Here is a 20,588-nt window from a genome sequence, read left to right as displayed (position 1 = left end):
GAAGGTGGTGGCGCATCGTGCGCAGGAGGTTCTCCCTGGCCGCGCTGGCGACGGCGGCGGCGCTCACGCTGACCGCGTGCGGCGGAGGTGACGACCCGTTCGAGGAGGGCGGGGACGGCGGCAACGGCTCCGGTGGCGGCGAGACGGTCGTCGTCGGCGGCGCGAACTTCACCGAGATGCTCGTCATGCAGGCGATGTACGTCGAGCTGCTCGAGGACGCCGGTTACGACACGGAGACCGTCACGGCCGACCAGCGCGAGGTGTACTTCCCCGAGCTCGCGAGCGGGGCCATCGACGTCGTCCCCGAGTACGCCGCCACCCTCGCCGAGTACCTCAACATCGGCGCGAACGGGGCGGACGCCGAGCCGATCGCGACGAACGACGCCCAGGAGACGGTCGAGGCGATGCGCCCGCTGGCCGAGGAGGAGGGCGTGACGATCCTGGAGCCGGCCGACGCGGCCAGCCAGAACGCGTTCGCGGTCACCCAGGCCTTCGCGGACGCGAACTCGCTGACGACCCTGTCCGACCTCGGGGCCCTGGGGCAGCCGGTGGTCCTCGCTGCCACCGAGGAGTGCCCGGAGCGCCCCTTCTGCGCTCCCGGTCTGACCGAGACGTACGGGATCCAGGTCAGCCAGGTGCTCCCGACCGGCTTCAGCAGCCCGCAGACCAAGCAGGCCGTCGAGTCCGGTGAGGCGCAGCTCGGCCTCGTCGGCAGCACCGACGCCACCGTCGAGCAGTTCGGACTCGTCGTGCTCGAGGACGACAAGCAGCTGCAGCTCGCCGACAACCTCGTGCCGGCCGTCAACTCCGAGGTGGCGCAGGACGAGGAGCTCGTCGAGGCCCTGAACCAGCTCGCCGAGGTGCTGACCACCGAGGACCTGGCCGAGCTCAACGCCCAGGTGGACGCCGAGCGGCAGCAGGCAGCCGACGTCGCGCGCGCCTACCTCGAGGAGAAGGGCCTCATCGGCTGAGACCCGTCGCGTCCGGGCGAGGGGCCCTCGGGCGACGGCACGGACGAGCCGGTCCGGTTCGTCACGTGTGCGCCCAGGGTCCCTCGTACCGTTCCCCGACCGGCGCGTCCGCCTCCAGGCGGTTGCCGGCGGGGGCGAGGGGGCAGGCCCACGCAGGGTCGTACGCGCAGGACGGGTGGTAGGCGAAGTTCAGGTCGACGACCAGCAGGGTCCCGTCCTGCGACGTGCCCAGGTCCGCGCCCTTGACCGTGTCCAGGAGGTACCTGCCACCGCCGTAGCCGTCGTTCCCGGACGTGCCGTCCCGCAGCGGCACGAACACGCCACCGCCGTAACCGGCCAACCACCAGACGTCCAGACCGCCGAGGTCCGGCAGCTCCACCCGGCCGATCCGGTCGAACCGGACGACGCCGTCCGTGCCGGTCGGGACCTCCAGCGGCATCGGCTCGACCGGCTGCAGCTCCACCTCGAAGCGGAACGACGAGTCGTAGGGGTGCACCGGCACCCCGCCGGCACCGCGGTGCGCGGCGGCGACGGGGGACTGCTCGTGCGTCATCAGCAGGTCGGAGCGCGTGCGCGCCCACAGCGTGTGCGCGCCCTGTGGGTCATCGACCGACAGGGCCCTGACGTCGCGGTAGAGGTCCGACACGCGGCGCCGCCAGTCCAGGAGCGAGAGCGACATGGACCGACTCTCCCAGCCCCGGGCCGAAGGCGCTCCGTAAGGTAGGTGTGACGACAAGTGACAGGTGACCGTTGGTCACGAAAGCGTCGGCGTGTCGCCTCCGGCGTGTCCGTGACACGGGGTGCACAGTTCTCCCCGGAGCCGACCCAGAGCCCATAAGGTGTGACTCGTGAGTAGTCCTGTGACGTCTGGTGCGACGACGCGTGGTCGCCACCGTGCTCCTCGCACGGGGCGAGGGTGGGGACCCACCGCTCTGCTGGCGTCCATGACAGCCCCCGTGACGGCCGCGCTCGGCGTGGGCGCGGGAGTCGCCGGCGTCCTCGTCGACCGTCCGCTCTGGGGCGCCGCCGGCCTGGCTGCCGCGGGCGTCACCGGCGCCGTCCAGGACCTGCGAGCCGGGCGCGCTCGCCACCGTCGTCACGCCGAGCGCGTGGCACGTCGCCGTGCCCTGCTCGAGGTCCCGCTGGCCGACGAGGCCCCCGTGGTCCACTCGCGGCACGACCTCGTGGCCGCCGCGGACCCGGTCCTCGACGACGGCGTGGTGGACGACGTGGCCCTGGTGCCCGGCGGGGAGACCGCCCTCCGCGGGGAGCACGTGCCCGCTGCGAGTGCCGCTGCGGACGCCGACGTGGAGCTCGGGGACGTGGAGCACGACGACGACCTGCTCCTCGCCGGGGTGGACGACGGGCTCGACGTCGACCTGGATGTCGACCTGGACGACGCGCTGGACGACGCCCCGGAGGCGGTCGCCGACGACGAGCCCGAGGACGGCTCCTCCGTGTCGGGGGGCCGTCACGCCGGCGACGTCACGCCGGTCGACTACCGGGTCGACACGGCCGAGCTGCAGCGCATGTGGGACGCAGGGACCGGACCCGACACCGGGCCGCTCCCGGTCATCCCGGCCGTCCCGATCATCGAGGACGGGCAGCTGGTCACCGCCGCACCCGAGGGCAAGCAGGCGGTGCTCGTGCAGGGCCTGTCGAGCGCCCAGGTGGTCGTCCCGTCCCGTCGCAAGCGCCACGGCACGTTGCAGGACAGGGTGTTCGACGCCCTCGCCCGCCACGACCACGTGGAGCTGACCCGGCTGCTGGACTCGGCCGTCAGCGCGGGAGGACCCACGACCTCCGACGCGCTGGCGCCGCACGGGGAGCGCCTGGCGCTGCCCGCGGGGAGCGAGCAGGGTTCGCGTCGCCGCGGACGGCACGCCGCCTGACCGCTGCGCGGGCCGCCCCGGACCCGGGGGCGACCGGCCCCGCGCCGGCTCGGTCGCTCGGCCGCGCCGCCGGTGCGGTCACTTGTCGACGTCGCCGACGACGAAGAACGTCGACCCCAGGATCGCGACCATGTCCGCGATCAGGCACCCCGGCAGCAGCTGGGTGAGGACCTGCACGTTGTTGAACGACGCCGACCGCAGCTTCAGCCGCCACGGGGTCTTGTCGCCGCGGGAGACCAGGTAGTAGCCGTTGATCCCGAGCGGGTTCTCCGTCCACGTGTAACGGTGCCCCTCGGGCACCCGCAGCACCTTCGGCAGCCGCACGTTCACCGGACCGCGGGGCAGCGACCGGAGCCGGTCGACGCACGCCTCGGCGAGGTCCAGGCTCACGTGCACCTGCTCCAGCAGGCACTCGAAGCGGGCCAGCGAGTCACCCTCGGTGCGCGTCACCACCCGGCCCGGCCCGCCCGGGGCGAACAGCTCCCCGTAGGCGAGGTACGGCTCGTCCCGCCGCAGGTCCAGGTCCACGCCGCTGGCCCGTGCGATCGGCCCGCTGACGCCGTAGGCCAGGGCGGTGGGCCGGTCCAGCACGCCGACACCACGGGTGCGAGCGCGCAGGATCTCGTTGCCCACCAGCAGGCCCTCGAGGTCGGGCAGCCGGCGGCGGACCCCGGCCACGGCGTCGGCCACCCGGCCGGTCCACCCGGCCGGCAGGTCCTCCTTGAGACCACCGACCCGGTTGAACATGTAGTGCAGGCGCCCGCCGGAGACCTCCTCCATCACCGCCTGCAGCTCCTCGCGCTCGGTGAACGCGTAGAACATGGGTGAGATCGCGCCGAGCTCCAGCGGGTAGGACCCGAGGAACATGAGGTGGTTGAGCACCCGGTTGAGCTCGGCCAGGAGGGTCCGCGCCCACACCGCACGCTCGGGCACCTCCATCCCCAGCAGGTGCTCGACGCCGAGGACGACGCCCAGCTCGTTGGCGAAGGCGGACAGCCAGTCGTGACGGTTCGCCAGGACCAGGATCTGCCGGTAGTCCCGGGCCTCGAACAGCTTCTCGGCGCCGCGGTGCATGTAGCCCACGACCGGTTCGGCGGCCACGATGCGCTCGCCGTCCAGCCGCAGCCGCAGCCGCAGCACGCCGTGGGTCGCAGGGTGCTGCGGGCCGATGTTCAGCACCATCTCGGTGGTCGGGAGGTCCCGCTCGTGCTCGCTGACCCCCACCGCCGTCCCCACGCTCAGCGACACCTCGCGCGTGCCCGACGTCCCCGGCTGGTCCACCACGCCCGCGAGTCTGCCACTGCGCGTCCCCGCCCGCGGCCCGCCCGTCGGCGGCGTCTGACAGGATCGACCGCGTGAGCACGGACGACGACCACGGAACCCGGGCCGACCACCCCGAGGCGACGGCGACGCGCTCCCCGTTCGACCCCGCCGGGGTCCGCTGGACGCCGGTCTCGCCGAGGCTGGTGACCGCCCGTCGGCTCGTCCTCGCCGTCACCGTCGTCCTGCCCCTGGTCGCCCTGGTGGTCCTGGCCGTCCTCGTCTCCCCCTGGTTCTGGGCCGGCGCGGCCGCGCTGACGGCGCTGGCCGGCTGGCTCCTGTGGCTGATCGGCCGGCAGGTGCGGGCCATCGGTTACGCCGAGCAGGAGGACGACCTGCTGATCCGCACGGGCGTGATGTTCCGGACCCTCGTCGTGGTCCCCTACGGCCGGATGCAGTACGTCGACGTCCAAGCCGGCCCCCTGGACCGCGCCCTGGGCCTGGCGCGCGTGCAGCTGCACACCGCCTCGCCCGGCACCGACGCCGCGATCCCGGGCCTGCCGCCGGAGGAGGCGGCGCGCCTGCGCGAGCGCCTGGCCACACGTGGTGAGGCGAGGCTGGCCGGACTGTGACGCAGCCACCCGACGGCCACCGCCACCGCGAGCCGGAGGTGGACCTCCCGCCCCCGGCGACGCCGCCCCTCGCCTTCCCGCCGCCCCCGGGTCCGACGCCGCCCCCGGGTCCGACGCCGCCTCCGGGTCCGACGCCGGCCGATGGCCCGTCGTCCATCGGTCCGCCTCCCGCCGAGGGGTCGCCGGCGTCCACGACGGGTCACGAGGCGAGTGGCGCTCGCGGCGCGGACGGCGCCCCCGAGGCGGACGGCCAGTGGCACCGGCTGCACCCGGTGACGCCCGTCGTGCGCGGGTGGAAGGTCCTGGCCGTCCTGCTGGCGATCTTCGTCCAGCAGCGCTCCGACGACCTGTTCGCCGGCAACGGCGTCCCGGGCCGGACCGAGCTTCTGGTCACGGGCGGGCTGCTGCTCGCGGCCACCCTCGTCGCGGCGGCGTACTCGTGGCTGTCCTGGCGGATGATGCGCTACCAGGTGGCGGCCGAGGCGGTGCACCTGCACACCGGCGTGCTCTTCCGCCAGCAGCGCCAGGCGCGGCTGGACCGCCTGCAGGCCGTGGACGTCGTCCAGCCCCTGCTCGCGCGGCTGCTCGGGTTGTCCGAGCTGAAGCTCGAGGTCGCGGGGGGACCCGGGTCCGAGGTGCGCCTGGCGTACCTGCGGGAGGCCGAGGCGCAGCGCCTGCGCAACACCCTCCTCGCCCGGGCCGCCGGGGTGAGGTACGAGGAGGGCTCCGAGGCACCCGAGGCCCCGGAGCGGCCGGTCCTCGACGTCCCCACCGACCGCCTGGTGATGAGCCTGGTGCGCTCCTCCGCCACCATCGCGCTGGCCGTCGCGGTGGTGGGTCTGGTCGTCGCGGTGGTCGTCTTCGACCAACCGGGGGTGCTCATCGGCATCGGGCCGGCGGTGCTCGGCGTCGCCGGAGCGCACTGGTCGTCGTTCTCGCGCGGGTTCGCCTTCCGGGTGGCCGAGTCGCCGGACGGCGTGCGCCTGCGGCACGGGCTCCTGGAGTCGCGCGCGCAGACCGTCCCACCCGGCCGGGTGCAGGCCGTGCGCCTGACCCAGCCTCTGCTGTGGCGCGGGCCGGACTGGTGGAAGGTCGACGTCAACGTCGCCGGCTACGGCGCCGACGAGATGGGCAACAGCACGGAGTCCACGCTGCTGCCGGTCGGGACCCGCCAGGACGCCTTGTCGGTGCTCGCCCTGGTGCTGCCCGACCTCGGGGTCGACAGCCCGCAGCACGTCCTCGACGAGGGGATGGAGGGGACGACCGCGGCCGGCGGCTTCACCTGCGCGCCGCCCAGGTCCCGGTGGGTCGACCTGGTGGCCTGGCGCCGCAACGGGTTCCGCGTGACGGGGCGGGGGCTGGTGCTGCGCAGCGGGCGGCTGACCCGGCACCTCGTCGTCGTGCCGCACGAGCGCACCCAGTCGCTCGCCGTCAGCCAGGGGCCGCTGCAGCGTCGCCTCGACGTCGCCTCGCTCGTGGTGCACTCCACGCCGGGGCCGGTGTCTCCCCGGGTGGCGCACCTCGACGCCGCCACCGCCGGGGAGCTTCTCCTCGAGCAGTCCCGGCGTGCCCGCGCGGCCCGGTCGACGGCCGGGCCGGAGCAGTGGATGCGGCCGCCCGGCGCCTGAGCCACCGGCCGGACCGCCCGTCACAGCCGGGACAGCACCACCGTCGAGCGGGTCATCCGGACCAGGTCCCGCTCCCGCACCGTCTCCAGCACGCGCTCGAAGTGGGCCATGTCCGCCGCGCGGATGTGCAGGATCGCGTCGGCGTCGCCGGTGACCGTGAAGGCCGCGTGCACCTCCGGGATGTCGACGAGCATCGCCCGGATCCGCGGCGGCGGGACCCGCCCCTCGCAGAACAGCTCGACGAAGGCCTCCACGGTCCAGCCCAGCGCGTCGGGGTCCACCAGCGCCGTGAAGCCGCGCAGCACGCCGTCCGCCCGTAGCCGGTCGACCCGGCGCTTGACCGCCGGTGCGCTGAGGTTCACCTGTTCGCCGATGGCGGCGAAGCTGCGCCGACCGTCCTCGACGAGCTCCGCAATGATTCGACGGTCGGTCGCGTCAAGACGCATGATCGTTGACCCCTGACGTCCATGGAGCGGCTTGGCGTTGCGCCACGCTGACCTTACCGTCGTTCACCATGGCGACCCCACGGCACTACCTGATGTGCGCACCCCAGCACTTCGACGTCCTCTACGAGATCAACCCCTGGATGACCGCGGGCACCCGCGTCGACCACGACCTGGCCCTGACCCAGTGGCAGACCCTCGTGGACACGTACCGAGGCCTCGGGCACCGCGTCGACCTGCTCGAGCCGCAGCCCGGGCTGCCCGACATGGTGTACGCGGCCAACGGCTCCACGGTCGTCGGGGGCCGGGTGCTCGGTGCGCGCTTCGCCAACGCCGAGCGCACCGCCGAGGCCGCCCACCACGTCGCCTGGCACCGGGCGCACGCCGCGGAGCTCGGGTGGGAGTCCGTCACCGAGGCCGAGCACGTCAACGAGGCCGAGGGCGACTTCGCCGTCCTCGGCGACGTCGTCCTGGCGGGTTACGGGTTCCGCACCGACCCCCGCGGGCACGCCGAGCTCGCCGACACCGTCGGCGTCCCCGTGGTCGGTCTGCGCCTCGTCGACCCCCGCTACTACCACCTCGACGTCGCCCTCGCGGTCCTCGACGACACCCCGGGCGCCGGCAACATCGCCTGGTACCCGCCGGCGTTCAGCGCGGGCAGCCAGGCGATCCTGCGGCGGATGTTCCCGGACGCCGTCGTCGCGTCCGACACCGACGCCGAGGTGATGGGCCTCAACCTCGTCAGCGACGGCGAGCACGTCGTCATCCCGCAGCGGGCGGAGAAGCTCGCCGCCCAGGTCGCCGAGCGCGGCTACGTCCCGGTGCCGGTCGACCTGTCCGAGCTGCTCAAGGGCGGCGGCAGCGTCAAGTGCTGCACGCAGGAGCTGCGTCCCGCCCGCTGACCCCGCGGCAGACCACCGGCTGGCCGGCGGCTGACCCGACTGTCGACCCGGCCGCGGACAGGACCCGGCCCGACCCGAGGGGGTCGGGCCGGGTCGTGTCGGTCCTGGTCACGTGCCGAGCAGCCCGGCCACCCCCTCGACGGCGGGTGCCCCGACGGCGTGCAGGAGCCAGCCGAACCCGCCGAGCCCGCCCGGGTCGAGCAGCTCCGCCGCCTCGCCGGCGGCGGACAGCCCCGCCAGGTACCCGGCGGGGTCGGACGACGCGACCGCGAGCGGGGGCCGGGCGGCGTCCACCCCGAGCGCCCGCAGCGCCTGCCGCTGCGTCGTCAGCACCGTCAACACCGTCAGCACCGTCGGCACCGACACCGTCGACGCAGGCGCCCTCGAACGGGACACCGGCGCCGTGGCGCCGTCCGTCAGCCCGGCCGCGACGGCGTCCAGGGCGACGTGCGCGGTCAGGTCGCACGCGCCGTCCGGCACCGGCAGCACCTGCTGCCCGCGCCGGTACCCCGTCAGCGTCCCCGGTGCGGGGCGCGCGGCGTGGTCGTGCGCGTAGTCCACGGCGAGCGCCACCCCGGACCCCAGCCGGTCGACCACCGACCGCCACAGCTCGTCACGGGTTCGGCCCACCTCGACCCTGTCACCCGGCTCCGCCGCGTCCAGGGGCCACCACCGGTCGCACCAGGCCAGGTCCTCCGGTGCCGCCCCGCCACCCAGCCGCTCCGACCCGTCGGTGCCGACCAGCACCTCGCGCGCGACGCCGTCCCCATCGACCTCCAGCACCGTGCACGGGACCACGTCCAGCAGCTCCCAGCCGACGACGAGCGCGTCGTCCAGGTGCTCCGGGAGCCGGTCGGTCCAGGCGACCTGCGACGGCCACCCGGGGGGCGCGTCCGCCCGTTCCACCGCCGCGAGCCGCAGCGTGGGGTCCGCCGTGGCGACGCCGCGCAGCAGCTCCCCCCGGCCGGCGCCCACGTCCACCACCGACGTGCAGCCCGCGGCCCTGGCGAGCCGCGCCAGGGCCCGACCGAGCGGTACCGCGGCCGCGTGGGACGCCGTCCGGAAGTGCCCCGCCGGGCCCTCCGGGCGCCGGTAGAAGCCGTCGCCGCCGTACAGGGCGTCGTCCCAGGCGACCCGCCACGGGCGCCGGCCGTCCACGACCGGGCCCTCAGGCACGCCGCAGGACGAGGGCGACGTCGGTGACGGCGAACAGGAACTGCCCGGCGTCCGCGAGCCTGCGCAGACCCTCGACCCAGCCGGCAGCGCGCCCCGCCAGGTCGGGGTCCTCCTTGGCCGCGGCGAGCATCCCCATCGCGACCTTCCACGCCACCGACCCGTCGTCGAACCGCCGGTGCGGGTCCGCCCACGAGTCCACGGTCACGAGCTCGAACGGCGCACCGCGAGCCGTCGAGGCGTCCGCCAGGGCGAGCAGCTTGCGGCCCATGAAGCCGTCCGCGCGCTCGGCCCACCGGGGCACCACGGCGACGAAGCGGTCCACCAGCTCCCGGGTCAGCGCGTCGTCGGTGCTGGTGAACAGGGCCGTGTCCCAGTCGCTGTGGGCCAGTACGAGCAGCCCGCCGGGGGCGAGCGCCTCGTAGCAGGCCAGCAGGTGGGCGACGGGGTCGGTGAGGTGCTCGGCGACGTTGAGGGACACGGCCCGGTGGACCGTCCCGGGCTCGAGCGGCAGCCGCGGGTCGTCGAGGTCGGCGATCCGGCTGCGCACGCGCGCGTCGGTGAGCAGGTCGTCGTCGAGGTCGGAGACGTGGTCGATGGCGTGCACGACGTCCGGGCCGTGCGCGAGCAGCGCCCGCACCGTGCGCCCCTGGCCGCAGCCGAGGTCGGCGACCACCAGCTCCTCGCCCTCGAGGGCCGCGCTGGCACCTGGCAGGTCCGCCAGCGCCGCCACCCTGTCGTGCCGTCCCACGCGGCCGAGCCTAGTGCGGGACGGTGCGGCGGCTAGCCTCGCGTCGGTGAGCGAACAGCCGCCGCAGCAGCGCCCGGGACGGCTCGGGGTCGGCGTCGTCGGCGCCGGACGGGTGGGTGCCGTCCTGGGCAGCGCCCTGCGCGCCGCCGGGCACGCCGTCGTCGGGGCCAGCGGGGTGTCCCAGGCCAGTCGCGACCGGGTCGAGTCGCTGCTGCCCGGCGTCCCGCTGCTGGAGGTGCCGGAGGTCGTCGAGCGCGCCGAGCTGGTGCTGCTGTGCGTCCCGGACGACGCCCTGGCCGACCTCGTCGCCGGGCTCGCGGCCACCGGCGCGTGGCAGCCGGGCCAGCTGGTCGTGCACACCAGCGGCCGGTACGGGACGGCGGTCCTGGAGCCGGCGCTGCGCCGCGGCGCGATCCCGCTCGCCCTGCACCCGGCGATGACCTTCACCGGGACGTCGCTGGACCTGTCCCGGCTGCCCGACTGCTGCTTCGGGGTGACGGCACCGGGGCCGGTGCTGCCGGTGGCGCAGGCGCTGGTCGTGGAGATGGGCGCCGAGCCGGTCGTCGTCGCGGAGGAGCACCGGGCGCTGTACCACGCGGCGCTGGCGCACGGGTCCAACCACCTCGTGACGCTCGTGGCGCAGGCGGCGCAGCTGCTGCGCGGGGCGGGGGTGGAGAGCACCGACCGGCTGCTCGGGCCGTTGCTGCACGCGGCCCTGGACAACGCCCTGCAGCGTGGCGACGACGCGCTCACCGGGCCCGTAGCGCGCGGCGACGCCGGGACGGTGGCGGCGCACCGGTCGGTCGTGGCCGGCGTGGCGGCGGCGACGGACGCCGCCGACGTCCTGGCGACCTACCAGGCCCTCGCCCGGGCGACCGCCCAGCGGGCCCTGGCCAGCGGACGGCTGCGCCCGGAGGCGGCCGAGGCCCTCCTGGACGCCCTCGCCGACTGACCCCCCTTTGCTCACCGGTTGCTCGGTTTGCGGGCTCTGAACCGAGCAACCGGTGAGCAAAGCCCGCCTGGGTGAGCAAAGGGGTGGGTGGTGCAGGTCACGCGGGGGCAGGGGTGGGCCGCCGGTACCGTGGTGGCCCGTGACCGCGACCCCCCGCCTGGTGCGCACCCGCGACGAGCTGGCCGAGGCCCGCTCCGCGCTCGCCGGGCCCGTCGCCGTGGTGATGACGATGGGCGCCCTGCACGAGGGCCACGCCGAGCTCGTCCGCCAGGCCCGCCGCACCGCCGGCAGCGTCGTGGTGACGATCTTCCTCAACCCGCTGCAGTTCGGCGCGAACGAGGACCTCGCGAAGTACCCGCGCACGCTGGACGCCGACCTGCAGCTCCTCGGCGCCGAGGGCGTCGACCTCGTCTTCGCGCCCGGCCCGGACGTCGTCTACCCCGACGGCGACCCCGGCGTGCGGGTCAGCGCCGGCCACCTCGGGGACGTGCTCGAGGGCGCGTCGCGGCCCGGTCACTTCGACGGCGTGCTCACCGTCGTGGCCAAGCTGCTCCACCTGACCCGCCCCGACCAGGCGTTCTTCGGTCAGAAGGACGCCCAGCAGCTCCTGCTGATCCGCCGGATGGTCAAGGACCTGGACTTCCCCGTCGAGATCGTGGCCGTCCCGACGGTGCGCGAGCCGGACGGTCTGGCGATGAGCAGCCGCAACACCTACCTGACGCCGTTCGACCGCGAGGTCGCGCTCGTGCTGTCCCGGGCCCTGCACGCCGGGCGGGACGTCGCGGCGGAGGGCGCCAGCGCCATCCGCCGTGCCGCCCGGGACGTCCTGGTCGCCGAACCGGGAAGCAGGGTCGACTACCTGGCGTTGGTGCATCCGGACACCCTGGAGGACGTGCCCGAGTGGTACCGGGGCGAGGCGCTGCTCGCCGTGGCCGCCCGGGTCGGCGCGACCCGGTTGATCGACAACCTTCCCCTCGTGGTCGGCGCCCCCGCCGCCCACGCGTAAGGAGAGCCACCCATGCTGCGACCGATGCTGCTCGGCAAGATCCACCGGGCCACGATCACGGACGCCGACCTGCACTACGTGGGCTCGCTCACGGTCGACCAGGACCTGCTCGACGCGGCCGACCTCATCCCCGGCCAGCAGGTGGACGTCGTCGACGTCACCAACGGCGCCCGGCTGTCCACGTACGTCATCCCGGGCGAGCGCGGCAGCGGCGTCATGTGCATCAACGGCGCCGCCGCCCACCACGTCCACCCCGGCGACACCGTGATCATCATCGCCTACGGGATGCTCGACGAGGTCGAGGCCCGCACCCGCCGTCCGCACGTGGTGTTCGTCGACGCCGACAACAAGGTCGTCGACCTGGGGCAGGACCCGGGGAACGTCCCCGAGGGGTACGGCGTGTTCCCCTCCGGCGTCCGGGTGTGAGACCGACCGGGGCGGCCGCGGAGCGCCCGGGGCTGGCCCGCCGCCTGCACGCCCCCGCACCCGGCTGGACGGCGACGGCGGACGTCGTCGTCGTCGGGTCCGGGATCGCGGGGCTGACGACCGCCCTGCGGCTGCGCCGCCGGGTCGGCAAGGTCCTGCTCGTCACCAAGACGGTCCTGTCCAGCGGCTCCACCCTGTGGGCGCAGGGCGGGGTCGCCGCCGCGCTCGCGGAGACCGACTCCCCGCAGGCGCACCTGCACGACACGCTCGTCGCCGGCGTCGGCCTGTGCGACGAGGACGCCGTGCGCGCGCTGGTCACCGAGGGCCCGGCGCGGGTCCGTGAGCTCGTCGACCTCGGCGCCCGGTTCGACACCGACGCGGACGGCGGCATCTCGCTGACCCGCGAGGGCGGCCACCACGCCGACCGGATCGCGCACGCCGGCGGGGACGCGACCGGTGCCGAGATCTCGCGCGCGCTGGTGGCGGCGTTGCAGGCGGTGCTCGACGACCCGGGGATCGAGGTGGTCGAGCACGCGCTCGTGCTCGACGTCCTGACCGGCCCGCCCGGCCCCGACGGCGCGCCGGGCGCCGTGGCGGGGGTGAGCCTGCACGTCATCGGCGAGGGCACCCGCGACGGCGTCGGGGCGGTCCTGGCGCCCGTCGTGGTGCTCGCCACGGGCGGCATCGGCCAGGTGTACGTCTCGACGACGAACCCGCGCGAGGCCACCGGCGACGGCACGGCCGCGGCGCTGCGGGCCGGGGCCGAGCTCGCCGACCTGGAGTTCGTCCAGTTCCACCCGACGGTGCTGTGGCTGGGCAGTGGTGCGAAGGGCCAGCAGCCGCTCATCTCCGAGGCGGTCCGCGGCGAGGGCGCCTGGCTCGTCGACGCCGACGGCGTCCGGTTCATGCCCGGCGTGCACGAGCTCGCCGAGCTGGCGCCCCGCGACGTCGTCGCCAAGGCGATCGTGCGGCGGATGGCGGCCACGGGCGCGGACCACGTGCTGCTGGACGCGCGGCACCTGGGCCGGGCGACGCTGCGCCGGCGCTTCCCCACGATCGTGGCGCGCCTGGCCGAGCACGGCCTGGACCCGGCGGAGGACCTGGTGCCGGTGGCCCCCGCCCAGCACTACCACTCGGGCGGCGTGGCGGTGGACCTCGCCGGTCGCACCCGGGTGCCCGGGCTGTACGCGGTGGGGGAGACGGCGTGCACCGGCGTCCACGGTGCGAACCGGCTGGCCAGCAACTCCCTGCTCGAGGGCCTGGTGTTCGGGCACCGCATCGCCGACGACGTCGCGACGCGCTTCGCGACCGGGAGCCCGCGGCGGGTCGACCCGGTGGAGCGGTCCGGCCCCGCCGCCCTCGTCGCGGCGGCCTCCCGGCTGCTCGTCCAGCGGGCGGCGACCGACGGCCCGGGCGTGGTGCGCACCGCCGCCGGTCTCGAGCGCGCCGCCGCCGCCCTGGCCGCGGTCCCGACGGGCCTGTCGGGCACCCCTGATGGGGCCCCCTCGGTGCCCTCGACCGCCGAGTGGGAGACGACCAACCTGCACCAGGTCGCCACCGCGCTGACGCTGGCCGCCGCGCTGCGCCCGGAGACGCGCGGCGGCCACGAGCGGCTGGACCACCCGCAGCGGGACGACGGGCTGCTCGGCCGCACCCACCTGCGGCTGGACGACGACGGCGCGCTCGTGGACCGGTTCGTCCCGCTGCGCGGGGCGCCGGCCGCCACCGCCACCCGCTGACCGCTGCCCGACCGGCGCCCCTGGGGGCGCCACGGCGGCTCGCCGGTCGCCGACCGGACGCCGCCCGCCACGAGGAGGAGACGCACCGTGGGACGCCACGCCATCGAGGTCACCGCGCCGCCCGCCGACACCAGCGGGTCGCCGGGACTGGACCCCGACCTCCTGACCGAGACGGTGCGCCGCGCGCTCGACGAGGACCTCGGCGGTGACCCCGGCCGGGACGTCACCGTGCTCGCCACGATCCCCGTCGAGCAGGAGCGCACCGCCCGCGTGGTGGCTCGCGCCGACGGTGTGCTGGCTGCCTCGGCGGTCTGGCCGGTCGCGCTCGCCGACGTCGCCCGCCGCCTCGACCTCCCCGTGCCGTCGTGCGAGCTGCTCGTCCCGGACGGCTCGCGGGTGACCCGCGGGGACGTGCTCGCCGAGGTCAGGGGCCGGACCCAGGTGCTGCTCGTCGCCGAGCGCACCGCCCTCAACCTGCTCTGCCGGGCGTCGGGTGTGGCCACCCACGCGCGGGCCTGGGCCGACGCCCTGGCCGGCAGCGGCGCGACGGTGCTCGACACCCGCAAGACCACCCCCGGCCTGCGGTTCCTCGACAAGTACGCGGTGCGCTGCGGCGGCGGCACGAACAAGCGGATGGGCCTGTTCGACGTGGCGATGGTCAAGGACAACCACAAGCTGGCCGCGGGGTCGGTGGCCGCTGCGTACGCGGCGGTGCGGGAGCGCTACCCCGACGTCGAGGTGCAGGTGGAGGTGACGACGCCGCAGGAGGCCGTCGAGGCCGTCGAGGCCGGGGCGCGCTTCCTGCTGTGCGACAACATGTCGCCGCAGGTGCTGGCCGAGGCGGTCGCCGCGGCTCGCGGCGCGACGCCGGACCGGGTCGAGCTGGAGGCCACCGGCGGGCTGACGCTCGACGTGGCGGAGGCGTACGCGGCGACGGGGGTCGACTACCTGTCGGTGGGAGCGCTGACGCACTCCAGCCCCGTCCTGGACGTCGCGCTGGACCTGGTGGGCTGACCCGCCGGCCACCGGTCGCTCACCGGGGGAGGACGGAGCGCTCCCGGGCGACGGCGACGGCCTGGGTGCGGGAGCGGACGCCGAGCTTGTCGTAGAGGTGCGCCAGGTGCGTCTTGACCGTGGCCCGGGAGATGAACAGCTCCCGGGCGACCTCGTCGTTGGACCGGCCGGCCGCGACGAGCCGCAGCACGTCGACCTCCCGGGAGGTGAGGCTGACCCCCGGCGCCCGCAACCGCCCCAGCAGCCGGGCCTGGACGGCGGGTCCGAGCGCGGTCTGCCCGGACGCGGCCGCCCGCACGGCGCGGGCGAGCTCGTCGGTCGGCGCGTCCTTCAGCAGGTAGCCGGTGGCCCCCGCCTCGACGGCGGCCAGGATGTCGGCGTCCGAGCCGTACGTCGTGACCACCAGGACCGGTGGGCCCCCGCTCGCGGCGAGCCTCCGCGCCGCCTCCGCGCCCCCGAGGCGGCCGGGGCCGAAGTGCAGGTCGAGCAGGACGACGTCGGCGTGGTGGGTGGCCGCCCAGCGCAGCAGCTCCTCGGCGGTCGCGAGCTCGGCGACCACCCGCATGCCCGGCTGGCTCTCGACCACGGCGCGCAGGCCGGTGCGCACGACCGGGTGGTCGTCGGCGATCGCGACGTCGATCACGCGGGCCCGCCACCGGCGGCGACCGCGGGCCGTGCCGGGGCCACGTCGACAGGCTCCGGGGCCGGCAGGGTGACGGCGACGGCGGTGCCACCGCCGGGTGAGCTCTCCACGCAGAGGCTCCCCGCGAGCTCCCGGACGCGTGAGCGCATCGCGACGAGACCGAAGCCCCCACCGGCCGGTGCCGGTGGTGCGTCGGGGTCGAAGCCCCGCCCGTCGTCCACGACGTCCAGCAGGACGTGCTCGTCGGTGAACGTGAGCGTGACGTGCGCCCGGGTCGCCCCGGCGTGCTGGACGACGTTCGCCACGGCCGACTGCGCGACCCGCAGCAGGGTGGCCTCCAGCGCGACGGCGAGCGGCCGCGCCTCGCCGACCGTGCGGACCCGCACGGTGAGGGTGCCGGTGCTCGCGCGGTCCGCGACCCGGGTGAGCGCCTCGACCAGGCTGGAGCGGGTCAGCTCCTGCGGCGCGAGCGCGCGCACGACGCGGCGGACCTCGGCCAGGTCGTCCTGCGCGGCGGCGCGCGCCCGGCCCAGCAGCGCGGCGGTGCGGGCGTCGTCCGAGCCGACGGTGGTGCCCGCGGCGCGCAGCAGCAGCTCGATCGCGGACAGCCCCTGGGCGAGGGTGTCGTGGATCTCGCGGGCCAGGCGCTCGCGCTCGGTCGCGACGAGTCGGGCCCGCTCGGCCTCGGCGAGGTGGGTGCGGGCGACCCCGAGCTCGTCGAGCGCGCGCTGGCGGGCCTGGGACTCCCGCACGATCGCCTCCAGCCCGAGCACGAAGCCGACGGCGACCAGCGCGCCGAGCACCGGACCGAGCACGTAGCCGAGGACGGGTCCGTGGTCGGGGGAGCGGAGCACGCCGTGCGCGACGCAGACCGCTGTCGTCACGGCGACGACGGCGCCGCCCCGGCGCGGCCCGAGGGTGTGCACCGTCAGGAGCATCAGCGGGAAGGCCGCCCACAGCGCCGCCCCGGAGACGGCCAGCAGGGCGCTCCACAGGCCGACGAGCGCCCCCACCGCCGCGACGTCGGGCCACCACGCGCCTCGGGGGGCGTCGACGGCGCCGTCGTGCACGGCCAGTCGCCGCCGCACCGCGGCGTGGCCGAGCAGCAGGGCCGCCGCGAGCGCCGCCGCCGGGCCCCGCGAGGGCGCGGGTGCCTGGAGCACGGCGAGGACGACGAGCCCGGCGAGCAGGACGTCCAGGCCGCGCAGCAGGGCCTGCGGGGTGTCGGCGAGACGCGGCACGAGACGGCGCACCCCACCACGCTAACCGCGCCCCGGGGCGCGGCATCGGCCGAAAGGACGACCCGGCACTCGTCCGGACGGCCGCGGGCGAGGGGCCGGTCGGTCGATCCGGCTGTGACCCGGCGGCCCGAGGCTGGAGCCGTCCGACCACCAGGAGGAACCCGTGCTCGTCGCCCTGGCCGACCTGCGGCACGCCCGCGGCCGCTTCGCCCTCGTCACCGCCGTCGTCGCGATGGTGGCGCTGCTCGTCACCGCGCTGTCGGCGTTGACCGCCGGCCTGGCGCGCGAGTCGGCGTCCGCCGTCAGCGACCTGCCTGCCGACCACCTCGCTTTCGGGATGCCCGGGCCGGGGGACGCCGTGGACCTGACCTCCTCGCGGGTCACGCCGGAGCAGTGGTCCGGCTGGGGCCGGGTCGCCGGCGTCCGGGCCGCCGAGCCGCTCGGGGTCGCCCCGACCCGCGCGACGTCGCGCACGACGACGGCGTCCGTCACCGCGCTCGGCGTGCGTCCGGGCAGCGGGCTGGTCCCGGGTGGTGCGCCGTCCGACGGTGAGGTGGTGCTCAGCCGCCCGGCCGCCGAGCAGCTCGACCTGCAGGCGGGGGACGTGGTGTCGCTCGACGGCACGGACCTGGCGGTCGCCCGGGTGGCGGCCGCCGAGCAGCACCTGTCGCACACGCCGGTGGTCTGGACCTCGCTGCGGGACTGGCAGGCCGTCGGCGCCCGGGGCGTCTCCGCGGACGAGCCGGTCGCGACCGTCGTGGCGCTGACGGCCGACGCGTCCGCGGACCTCGACGCCGCCGACCTCGGGAGGGCCGACGAGGCCCTCGGCACGACGACCGTCTCGCGCGCCGACGCGCGCGGCGCCATCGCCTCCTACGCCGCGGAGAGCCTGTCGCTGACGACCATCCAGGTGTTCCTCGTCGTCATCTCGGCCCTCGTGGTCGGCGCGTTCTTCACGGTCTGGACGATCGGCCGGCAGGGGGACGTGGCGGTCCTCAAGGCGCTCGGGGCGTCCACCGGCTACCTGCTGCGGGACGCGGTGGGGCAGGCGGCGGTGCTCCTCGTCGGCGGCGTCGCCGTCGGGACCGCTGCCGCCGCCGGTCTCGGCGCGCTGGCCGCCGGCGCGGTGCCGGTGCTCGTGTCGCCGGCGACCACCCTCGGACCGGCCGCGGTGCTCGTCGTCCTCGGTCTGGGGGGCGCCACGACCGCGGTCGCCCGGATCACCCGCATCGACCCCCACGCCGCCCTCGCGGCCCGCTGAACCGGGAGCCCACCGTGGACCTGCACCTCGACCGCGTCACCCTCGTCTACCCCGACGGGGAGTCGACGCTCTCGGCCCTCGACGACGTCACCCTGTCGGTGCCCGCCGGGACGACGACGGCGCTCCTGGGGCCCTCCGGCGCCGGCAAGTCGAGCCTGCTCGCCGTCGCTGCCGGCCTGACCCGCCCGACCTCGGGCACCGTCCGCCTCGGGCGTGACGTCGTCCTGACGCCGACCACCCCCCGCGCCGACGCGGCCCGGCTGCGGCTGGAGCGCGTCGGCCTGGTCTTCCAGCTCCCCCAGCTGCTGGCGTCCCTGACGGCGCTCGAGCAGCTCGAGCTGCACGCCCACCTGCGTGGCGGACGCCGCCGCGCCGTCCGCCGGCGGGCCCTGGAGCTCCTCGACGTGGTCGGCCTGGCCGACCAGGCGCACAAGCGGCCGGCGCAGCTGTCCGGCGGCCAGCGCCAGCGCGTCGCCATCGCCCGGGCCCTCGTCGGCCGGCCCGCCGTCCTCCTCGTCGACGAGCCGACGTCCGCCCTGGACCACGACCGGGGCACCCAGGTGGTGGAGCTCATCACCCGGCTCACCCGGGAGCTGCGGGCCGCGACCCTGCTGGTCTCCCACGACGCGTCCACGCTCGGGTCGGTCGACACGACGGTCCGCCTGCTCGACGGCCGCCTCGAGGCCGTCGCCACCTGAGCGCCGGGAGCGGGGCGACGGGCGGACGGGACGCGCGGCGGGGGACCGCCCGGTGCGCCGTTAGCCTTGCCCCCCGTGAGCGAGCAGCAGAGCGCGACCGGCGCGGCCGACGTCCAGCGTGTCGAGGCGGGGGACGAGCCCGACCTGCCCGAGCAGCTGCGGGTCCGCCGGGAGAAGCGCGACCGGCTGCTCACCGACGCACCGGGCCGTCGCCCGTACCCGGTGGGGGTGCCGCGCACGCACAGCCTGCGCCAGGTGGTCGAGGCCCACCCCGACCTCGAGCCGGGTACCGAGACGGACGACGTGGTCGGGGTCGCGGGCCGGGTGGTGTTCGTCCGCAACACCGGCAAGCTGTGCTTCGCCACGCTCCAGGACGGCGACGGGACCCGGCTGCAGGTGATGCTCAGCCTCGCCGTGGTCGGGCAGGACGCGCTGGCCGACTGGAAGCGGGACGTCGACCTCGGCGACTTCGTGTACGCCCACGGCCGCGTCATCACCTCCCGGCGCGGGCAGCTGTCGGTGATGGCCGACGAGTGGCGGATGGCGTCCAAGGCGCTGCGGCCGCTGCCGGTGCTGCACAAGGAGATGAGCGAGGAGGCGCGGGTCCGCCAGCGCTACGTCGACCTCGTCGTCCGGGACCGCGCGCGGGAGATGGTCCGGCTGCGGGCGGACGTCGTGCGCAGCCTGCGCGGCACCTTCCACCGCCACGACTACGTCGAGGTGGAGACGCCGATGCTGCAGACGATGCACGGTGGGGCGGCCGCGCGCCCGTTCGTGACCCGCTCGAACGCCCTGGGCATCGACCTGTTCCTGCGGATCGCGCCCGAGCTGTTCCTCAAGCGCGCGGCCATCGGCGGGATCGACCGGGTCTTCGAGATCAACCGCAACTTCCGCAACGAGGGCGCGGACTCCACGCACTCCCCGGAGTTCGCGATGCTGGAGTTCTACGAGGCGTACGCCGACTACGACGCGATGGCCCGCCTGACCCAGGAGCTCGTGCAGACCGCCGCCCGGGAGGCGACGGGCGGCACGGTGGTCACCCTCGCCGACGGTGAGGAGTACGACCTCGGTGGGCAGTGGGCGCAGCTGTCGATGTACCCGTCGCTGTCCGAGGCGCTCGGGGAGGAGGTCACGCCGTCGACGTCCGTGGCCGACCTCCAGGTCCACGCGGCCCGGCTGGACGTGGAGCTGGACCCCAAGCACGTCACCCACGGCAAGCTCGTCGAGGAGCTGTGGGAGGCGACCGTCGGCGACACCCTGTACGCCCCGACCTTCGTGCGCGACTTCCCGGTGGAGACGTCGCCGCTGGTGAAGGCGCACCGCGAGGTGGACGGCGTGGTGGAGAAGTGGGACCTGTACGTGCGCGGTTTCGAGCTGGGCACCGGCTACTCGGAGCTGAACGACCCGGTGGTTCAGCGGGCGCGTTTCGAGGAGCAGGCCCGGCTGGCTTCCCTGGGTGACGTCGACGCGATGCGCGTGGACGAGGACTTCCTGCGCGCGATGGAGTACGGAATGCCGCCGATGGGCGGCGTCGGAATCGGTATCGACCGGTTGCTGATGGCTCTCACCGGCCTGGGTATCCGGGAGACGATCCTCTTTCCGCTGGTACGGCCCGAGCAGTCCTGAGCGGGGGTGGCCACCGCTGGACCGGGCGCGCCCGCGGCAGGCGTATCCTCGACGGCATGGAGGCTGTCGCCGCGCTCGTCCCGTCCATCGGGGTCGGCCTGCTGTTCTGGTGGGTGATCCGGGCCCTGGTCAACGCCGACCGCAGCGAGCGGCAGGCGATGGCCGAGCTCGACCGGCGCGAGCACGAGCGGGCGCGTGCCGAAAAGGACGTCACGTCGTCGTCCGGCGCCGGCGACTGAACGCCACCCCGAGAATGACCCGGTCCGCTGTCCGGGTCTTTCTTTTTGCCATTGCCCGGGTATTCCGTCATGATCGGCGCGTTGATTACCG

Annotated in this window: 21 protein-coding genes; 14 read left to right on the top strand and 7 right to left on the bottom strand. The window is 75.6% G+C overall.

What is annotated here, in order from left to right; translation table 11 throughout:
* The first annotated feature begins 17 nt into the window (after positions 1 to 17).
* Positions 18 to 971, top strand: coding sequence for an ABC transporter substrate-binding protein (locus ACYVQV_RS13470; RefSeq protein WP_461023818.1), 954 nt, complete (start codon positions 18 to 20; stop codon positions 969 to 971).
* Positions 972 to 1,032: 61 nt separating this feature from the next.
* On the opposite strand, the gene ACYVQV_RS13465 is transcribed toward ACYVQV_RS13470, so the two are convergent.
* Positions 1,033 to 1,650, bottom strand: a complete 618-nt coding sequence (locus tag ACYVQV_RS13465; protein WP_461023817.1) for a DUF1684 domain-containing protein — start codon at positions 1,648 to 1,650, stop codon at positions 1,033 to 1,035.
* Positions 1,651 to 1,915: 265 nt separating this feature from the next.
* Between ACYVQV_RS13465 and ACYVQV_RS13460 the strand changes: the two genes are divergently transcribed.
* A complete protein-coding gene (locus tag ACYVQV_RS13460; protein ID WP_461023816.1) occupies positions 1,916 to 2,863 on the top strand; it encodes a hypothetical protein in 948 nt (315 codons plus the stop codon).
* A 78-nt stretch (positions 2,864 to 2,941) separates the two neighbouring features.
* Here the strand turns inward: ACYVQV_RS13460 and ACYVQV_RS13455 are convergent, their stop codons facing one another.
* The gene (locus ACYVQV_RS13455; RefSeq protein ID WP_461023836.1) at positions 2,942 to 4,045 is read right to left on the bottom strand and encodes an NADH-quinone oxidoreductase subunit D; all 1,104 of its coding nucleotides are present in this window, start codon (positions 4,043 to 4,045) and stop codon (positions 2,942 to 2,944) included.
* A gap of 173 nt (positions 4,046 to 4,218) precedes the next feature.
* On the opposite strand from ACYVQV_RS13455, the gene ACYVQV_RS13450 reads away from it, so the two are divergent.
* Positions 4,219 to 4,755 carry a PH domain-containing protein gene (locus ACYVQV_RS13450; RefSeq protein ID WP_461023815.1) on the top strand — a complete coding sequence of 179 codons (537 nt, stop codon included), beginning with the start codon at positions 4,219 to 4,221 and terminating at the stop codon, positions 4,753 to 4,755.
* Between the two features lie 272 nt (positions 4,756 to 5,027).
* Complete coding sequence (locus tag ACYVQV_RS13445) at positions 5,028 to 6,383, top strand: PH domain-containing protein (RefSeq protein ID WP_461023814.1); 1,356 nt, start codon at positions 5,028 to 5,030, stop codon at positions 6,381 to 6,383.
* A 20-nt stretch (positions 6,384 to 6,403) separates the two neighbouring features.
* Here ACYVQV_RS13445 and ACYVQV_RS13440 read toward each other — a convergent pair whose 3' ends face one another.
* Complete coding sequence (locus tag ACYVQV_RS13440) at positions 6,404 to 6,829, bottom strand: Lrp/AsnC family transcriptional regulator (RefSeq protein ID WP_461023813.1); 426 nt, start codon at positions 6,827 to 6,829, stop codon at positions 6,404 to 6,406.
* A gap of 68 nt (positions 6,830 to 6,897) precedes the next feature.
* Between ACYVQV_RS13440 and ddaH the strand changes: the two genes are divergently transcribed.
* A complete protein-coding gene (gene ddaH / locus ACYVQV_RS13435; protein ID WP_461023812.1) occupies positions 6,898 to 7,728 on the top strand; it encodes a dimethylargininase in 831 nt (276 codons plus the stop codon).
* Positions 7,729 to 7,836: 108 nt separating this feature from the next.
* Here ddaH and ACYVQV_RS13430 read toward each other — a convergent pair whose 3' ends face one another.
* Positions 7,837 to 8,904, bottom strand: coding sequence for an SAM-dependent methyltransferase (locus tag ACYVQV_RS13430; RefSeq protein ID WP_461023811.1), 1,068 nt, complete (start codon positions 8,902 to 8,904; stop codon positions 7,837 to 7,839).
* Positions 8,897 to 9,652, bottom strand: coding sequence for a methyltransferase domain-containing protein (locus ACYVQV_RS13425; protein WP_461023810.1), 756 nt, complete (start codon positions 9,650 to 9,652; stop codon positions 8,897 to 8,899). Before ACYVQV_RS13425 ends, ACYVQV_RS13430 begins: the two co-directional genes overlap by 8 nt.
* Positions 9,653 to 9,698: 46 nt before the next feature.
* Between ACYVQV_RS13425 and ACYVQV_RS13420 the strand changes: the two genes are divergently transcribed.
* The 5 genes from ACYVQV_RS13420 to nadC all read left to right on the top strand — a co-directional run bounded on the left by ACYVQV_RS13420 (position 9,699) and on the right by nadC (position 14,789).
* The gene (locus ACYVQV_RS13420; RefSeq protein ID WP_461023809.1) at positions 9,699 to 10,604 is read left to right on the top strand and encodes a Rossmann-like and DUF2520 domain-containing protein; all 906 of its coding nucleotides are present in this window, start codon (positions 9,699 to 9,701) and stop codon (positions 10,602 to 10,604) included.
* Between the two features lie 139 nt (positions 10,605 to 10,743).
* Positions 10,744 to 11,610 (top strand): pantoate--beta-alanine ligase, encoded by an 867-nt coding sequence (panC, locus tag ACYVQV_RS13415; protein ID WP_461023808.1) that lies wholly within the window; start codon positions 10,744 to 10,746, stop codon positions 11,608 to 11,610.
* 12 nt (positions 11,611 to 11,622) lie between these two features.
* On the top strand, positions 11,623 to 12,036 hold the full coding sequence (gene panD, locus ACYVQV_RS13410) for an aspartate 1-decarboxylase (RefSeq protein WP_461023807.1): 414 nt from the start codon (positions 11,623 to 11,625) through the stop codon (positions 12,034 to 12,036).
* Entirely contained in the window at positions 12,033 to 13,775 is a 1,743-nt protein-coding gene (locus ACYVQV_RS13405) for an L-aspartate oxidase (RefSeq protein ID WP_461023806.1), read from the top strand. The genes panD and ACYVQV_RS13405 overlap by 4 nt, the downstream gene beginning before the upstream one ends.
* A gap of 87 nt (positions 13,776 to 13,862) precedes the next feature.
* Positions 13,863 to 14,789: a carboxylating nicotinate-nucleotide diphosphorylase gene (nadC, locus tag ACYVQV_RS13400; RefSeq protein WP_461023805.1), complete on the top strand. Its 927-nt coding sequence runs from the start codon at positions 13,863 to 13,865 to the stop codon at positions 14,787 to 14,789.
* 19 nt (positions 14,790 to 14,808) lie between these two features.
* Here nadC and ACYVQV_RS13395 read toward each other — a convergent pair whose 3' ends face one another.
* Both ACYVQV_RS13395 and ACYVQV_RS13390 read right to left on the bottom strand, forming a co-directional pair.
* The gene (locus ACYVQV_RS13395; RefSeq protein ID WP_461023804.1) at positions 14,809 to 15,432 is read right to left on the bottom strand and encodes a LuxR C-terminal-related transcriptional regulator; all 624 of its coding nucleotides are present in this window, start codon (positions 15,430 to 15,432) and stop codon (positions 14,809 to 14,811) included.
* Entirely contained in the window at positions 15,429 to 16,685 is a 1,257-nt protein-coding gene (locus tag ACYVQV_RS13390) for a sensor histidine kinase (protein ID WP_461023803.1), read from the bottom strand. The genes ACYVQV_RS13395 and ACYVQV_RS13390 overlap by 4 nt, the downstream gene beginning before the upstream one ends.
* A gap of 151 nt (positions 16,686 to 16,836) precedes the next feature.
* Here ACYVQV_RS13390 and ACYVQV_RS13385 point away from each other — a divergent pair, with 151 nt between their 5' ends.
* The 4 genes from ACYVQV_RS13385 to ACYVQV_RS13370 all read left to right on the top strand — a co-directional run bounded on the left by ACYVQV_RS13385 (position 16,837) and on the right by ACYVQV_RS13370 (position 20,497).
* Positions 16,837 to 17,934 (top strand): ABC transporter permease, encoded by a 1,098-nt coding sequence (locus ACYVQV_RS13385; RefSeq protein WP_461023802.1) that lies wholly within the window; start codon positions 16,837 to 16,839, stop codon positions 17,932 to 17,934.
* 14 nt (positions 17,935 to 17,948) lie between these two features.
* Positions 17,949 to 18,632: an ABC transporter ATP-binding protein gene (locus tag ACYVQV_RS13380; protein ID WP_461023801.1), complete on the top strand. Its 684-nt coding sequence runs from the start codon at positions 17,949 to 17,951 to the stop codon at positions 18,630 to 18,632.
* A 75-nt stretch (positions 18,633 to 18,707) separates the two neighbouring features.
* A complete protein-coding gene (lysS, locus tag ACYVQV_RS13375) occupies positions 18,708 to 20,258 on the top strand; it encodes a lysine--tRNA ligase (RefSeq protein ID WP_461023800.1) in 1,551 nt (516 codons plus the stop codon).
* Positions 20,259 to 20,314: 56 nt separating this feature from the next.
* On the top strand, positions 20,315 to 20,497 hold the full coding sequence (locus ACYVQV_RS13370; protein WP_461023799.1) for a hypothetical protein: 183 nt from the start codon (positions 20,315 to 20,317) through the stop codon (positions 20,495 to 20,497).
* Positions 20,498 to 20,588: the final 91 nt, after the last annotated feature.

This window comes from Thalassiella azotivora (assembly GCF_054781695.1).
Note: the sequence above shows the minus strand (reverse complement) of the source record. Positions and strands in the feature narration are given on the sequence as shown.

What these genes read in the sequence shown, in the direction of transcription:
- ACYVQV_RS13455 (WP_461023836.1), bottom strand. Translation starts at nt 4,045, where the DNA reads ATGGTGCTGAACATCGGCCCGCAGCACCCTGCGACCCACGGCGTGCTG.
- ACYVQV_RS13465 (WP_461023817.1), bottom strand. Translation starts at nt 1,650, where the DNA reads ATGTCGCTCTCGCTCCTGGACTGGCGGCGCCGCGTGTCGGACCTCTAC.
- ACYVQV_RS13370 (WP_461023799.1), top strand. Translation starts at nt 20,315, where the DNA reads ATGGAGGCTGTCGCCGCGCTCGTCCCGTCCATCGGGGTCGGCCTGCTG.
- ACYVQV_RS13460 (WP_461023816.1), top strand. Translation starts at nt 1,916, where the DNA reads ATGACAGCCCCCGTGACGGCCGCGCTCGGCGTGGGCGCGGGAGTCGCC.
- ddaH (WP_461023812.1), top strand. Translation starts at nt 6,898, where the DNA reads ATGGCGACCCCACGGCACTACCTGATGTGCGCACCCCAGCACTTCGAC.
- ACYVQV_RS13440 (WP_461023813.1), bottom strand. Translation starts at nt 6,829, where the DNA reads ATGCGTCTTGACGCGACCGACCGTCGAATCATTGCGGAGCTCGTCGAG.
- panD (WP_461023807.1), top strand. Translation starts at nt 11,623, where the DNA reads ATGCTGCGACCGATGCTGCTCGGCAAGATCCACCGGGCCACGATCACG.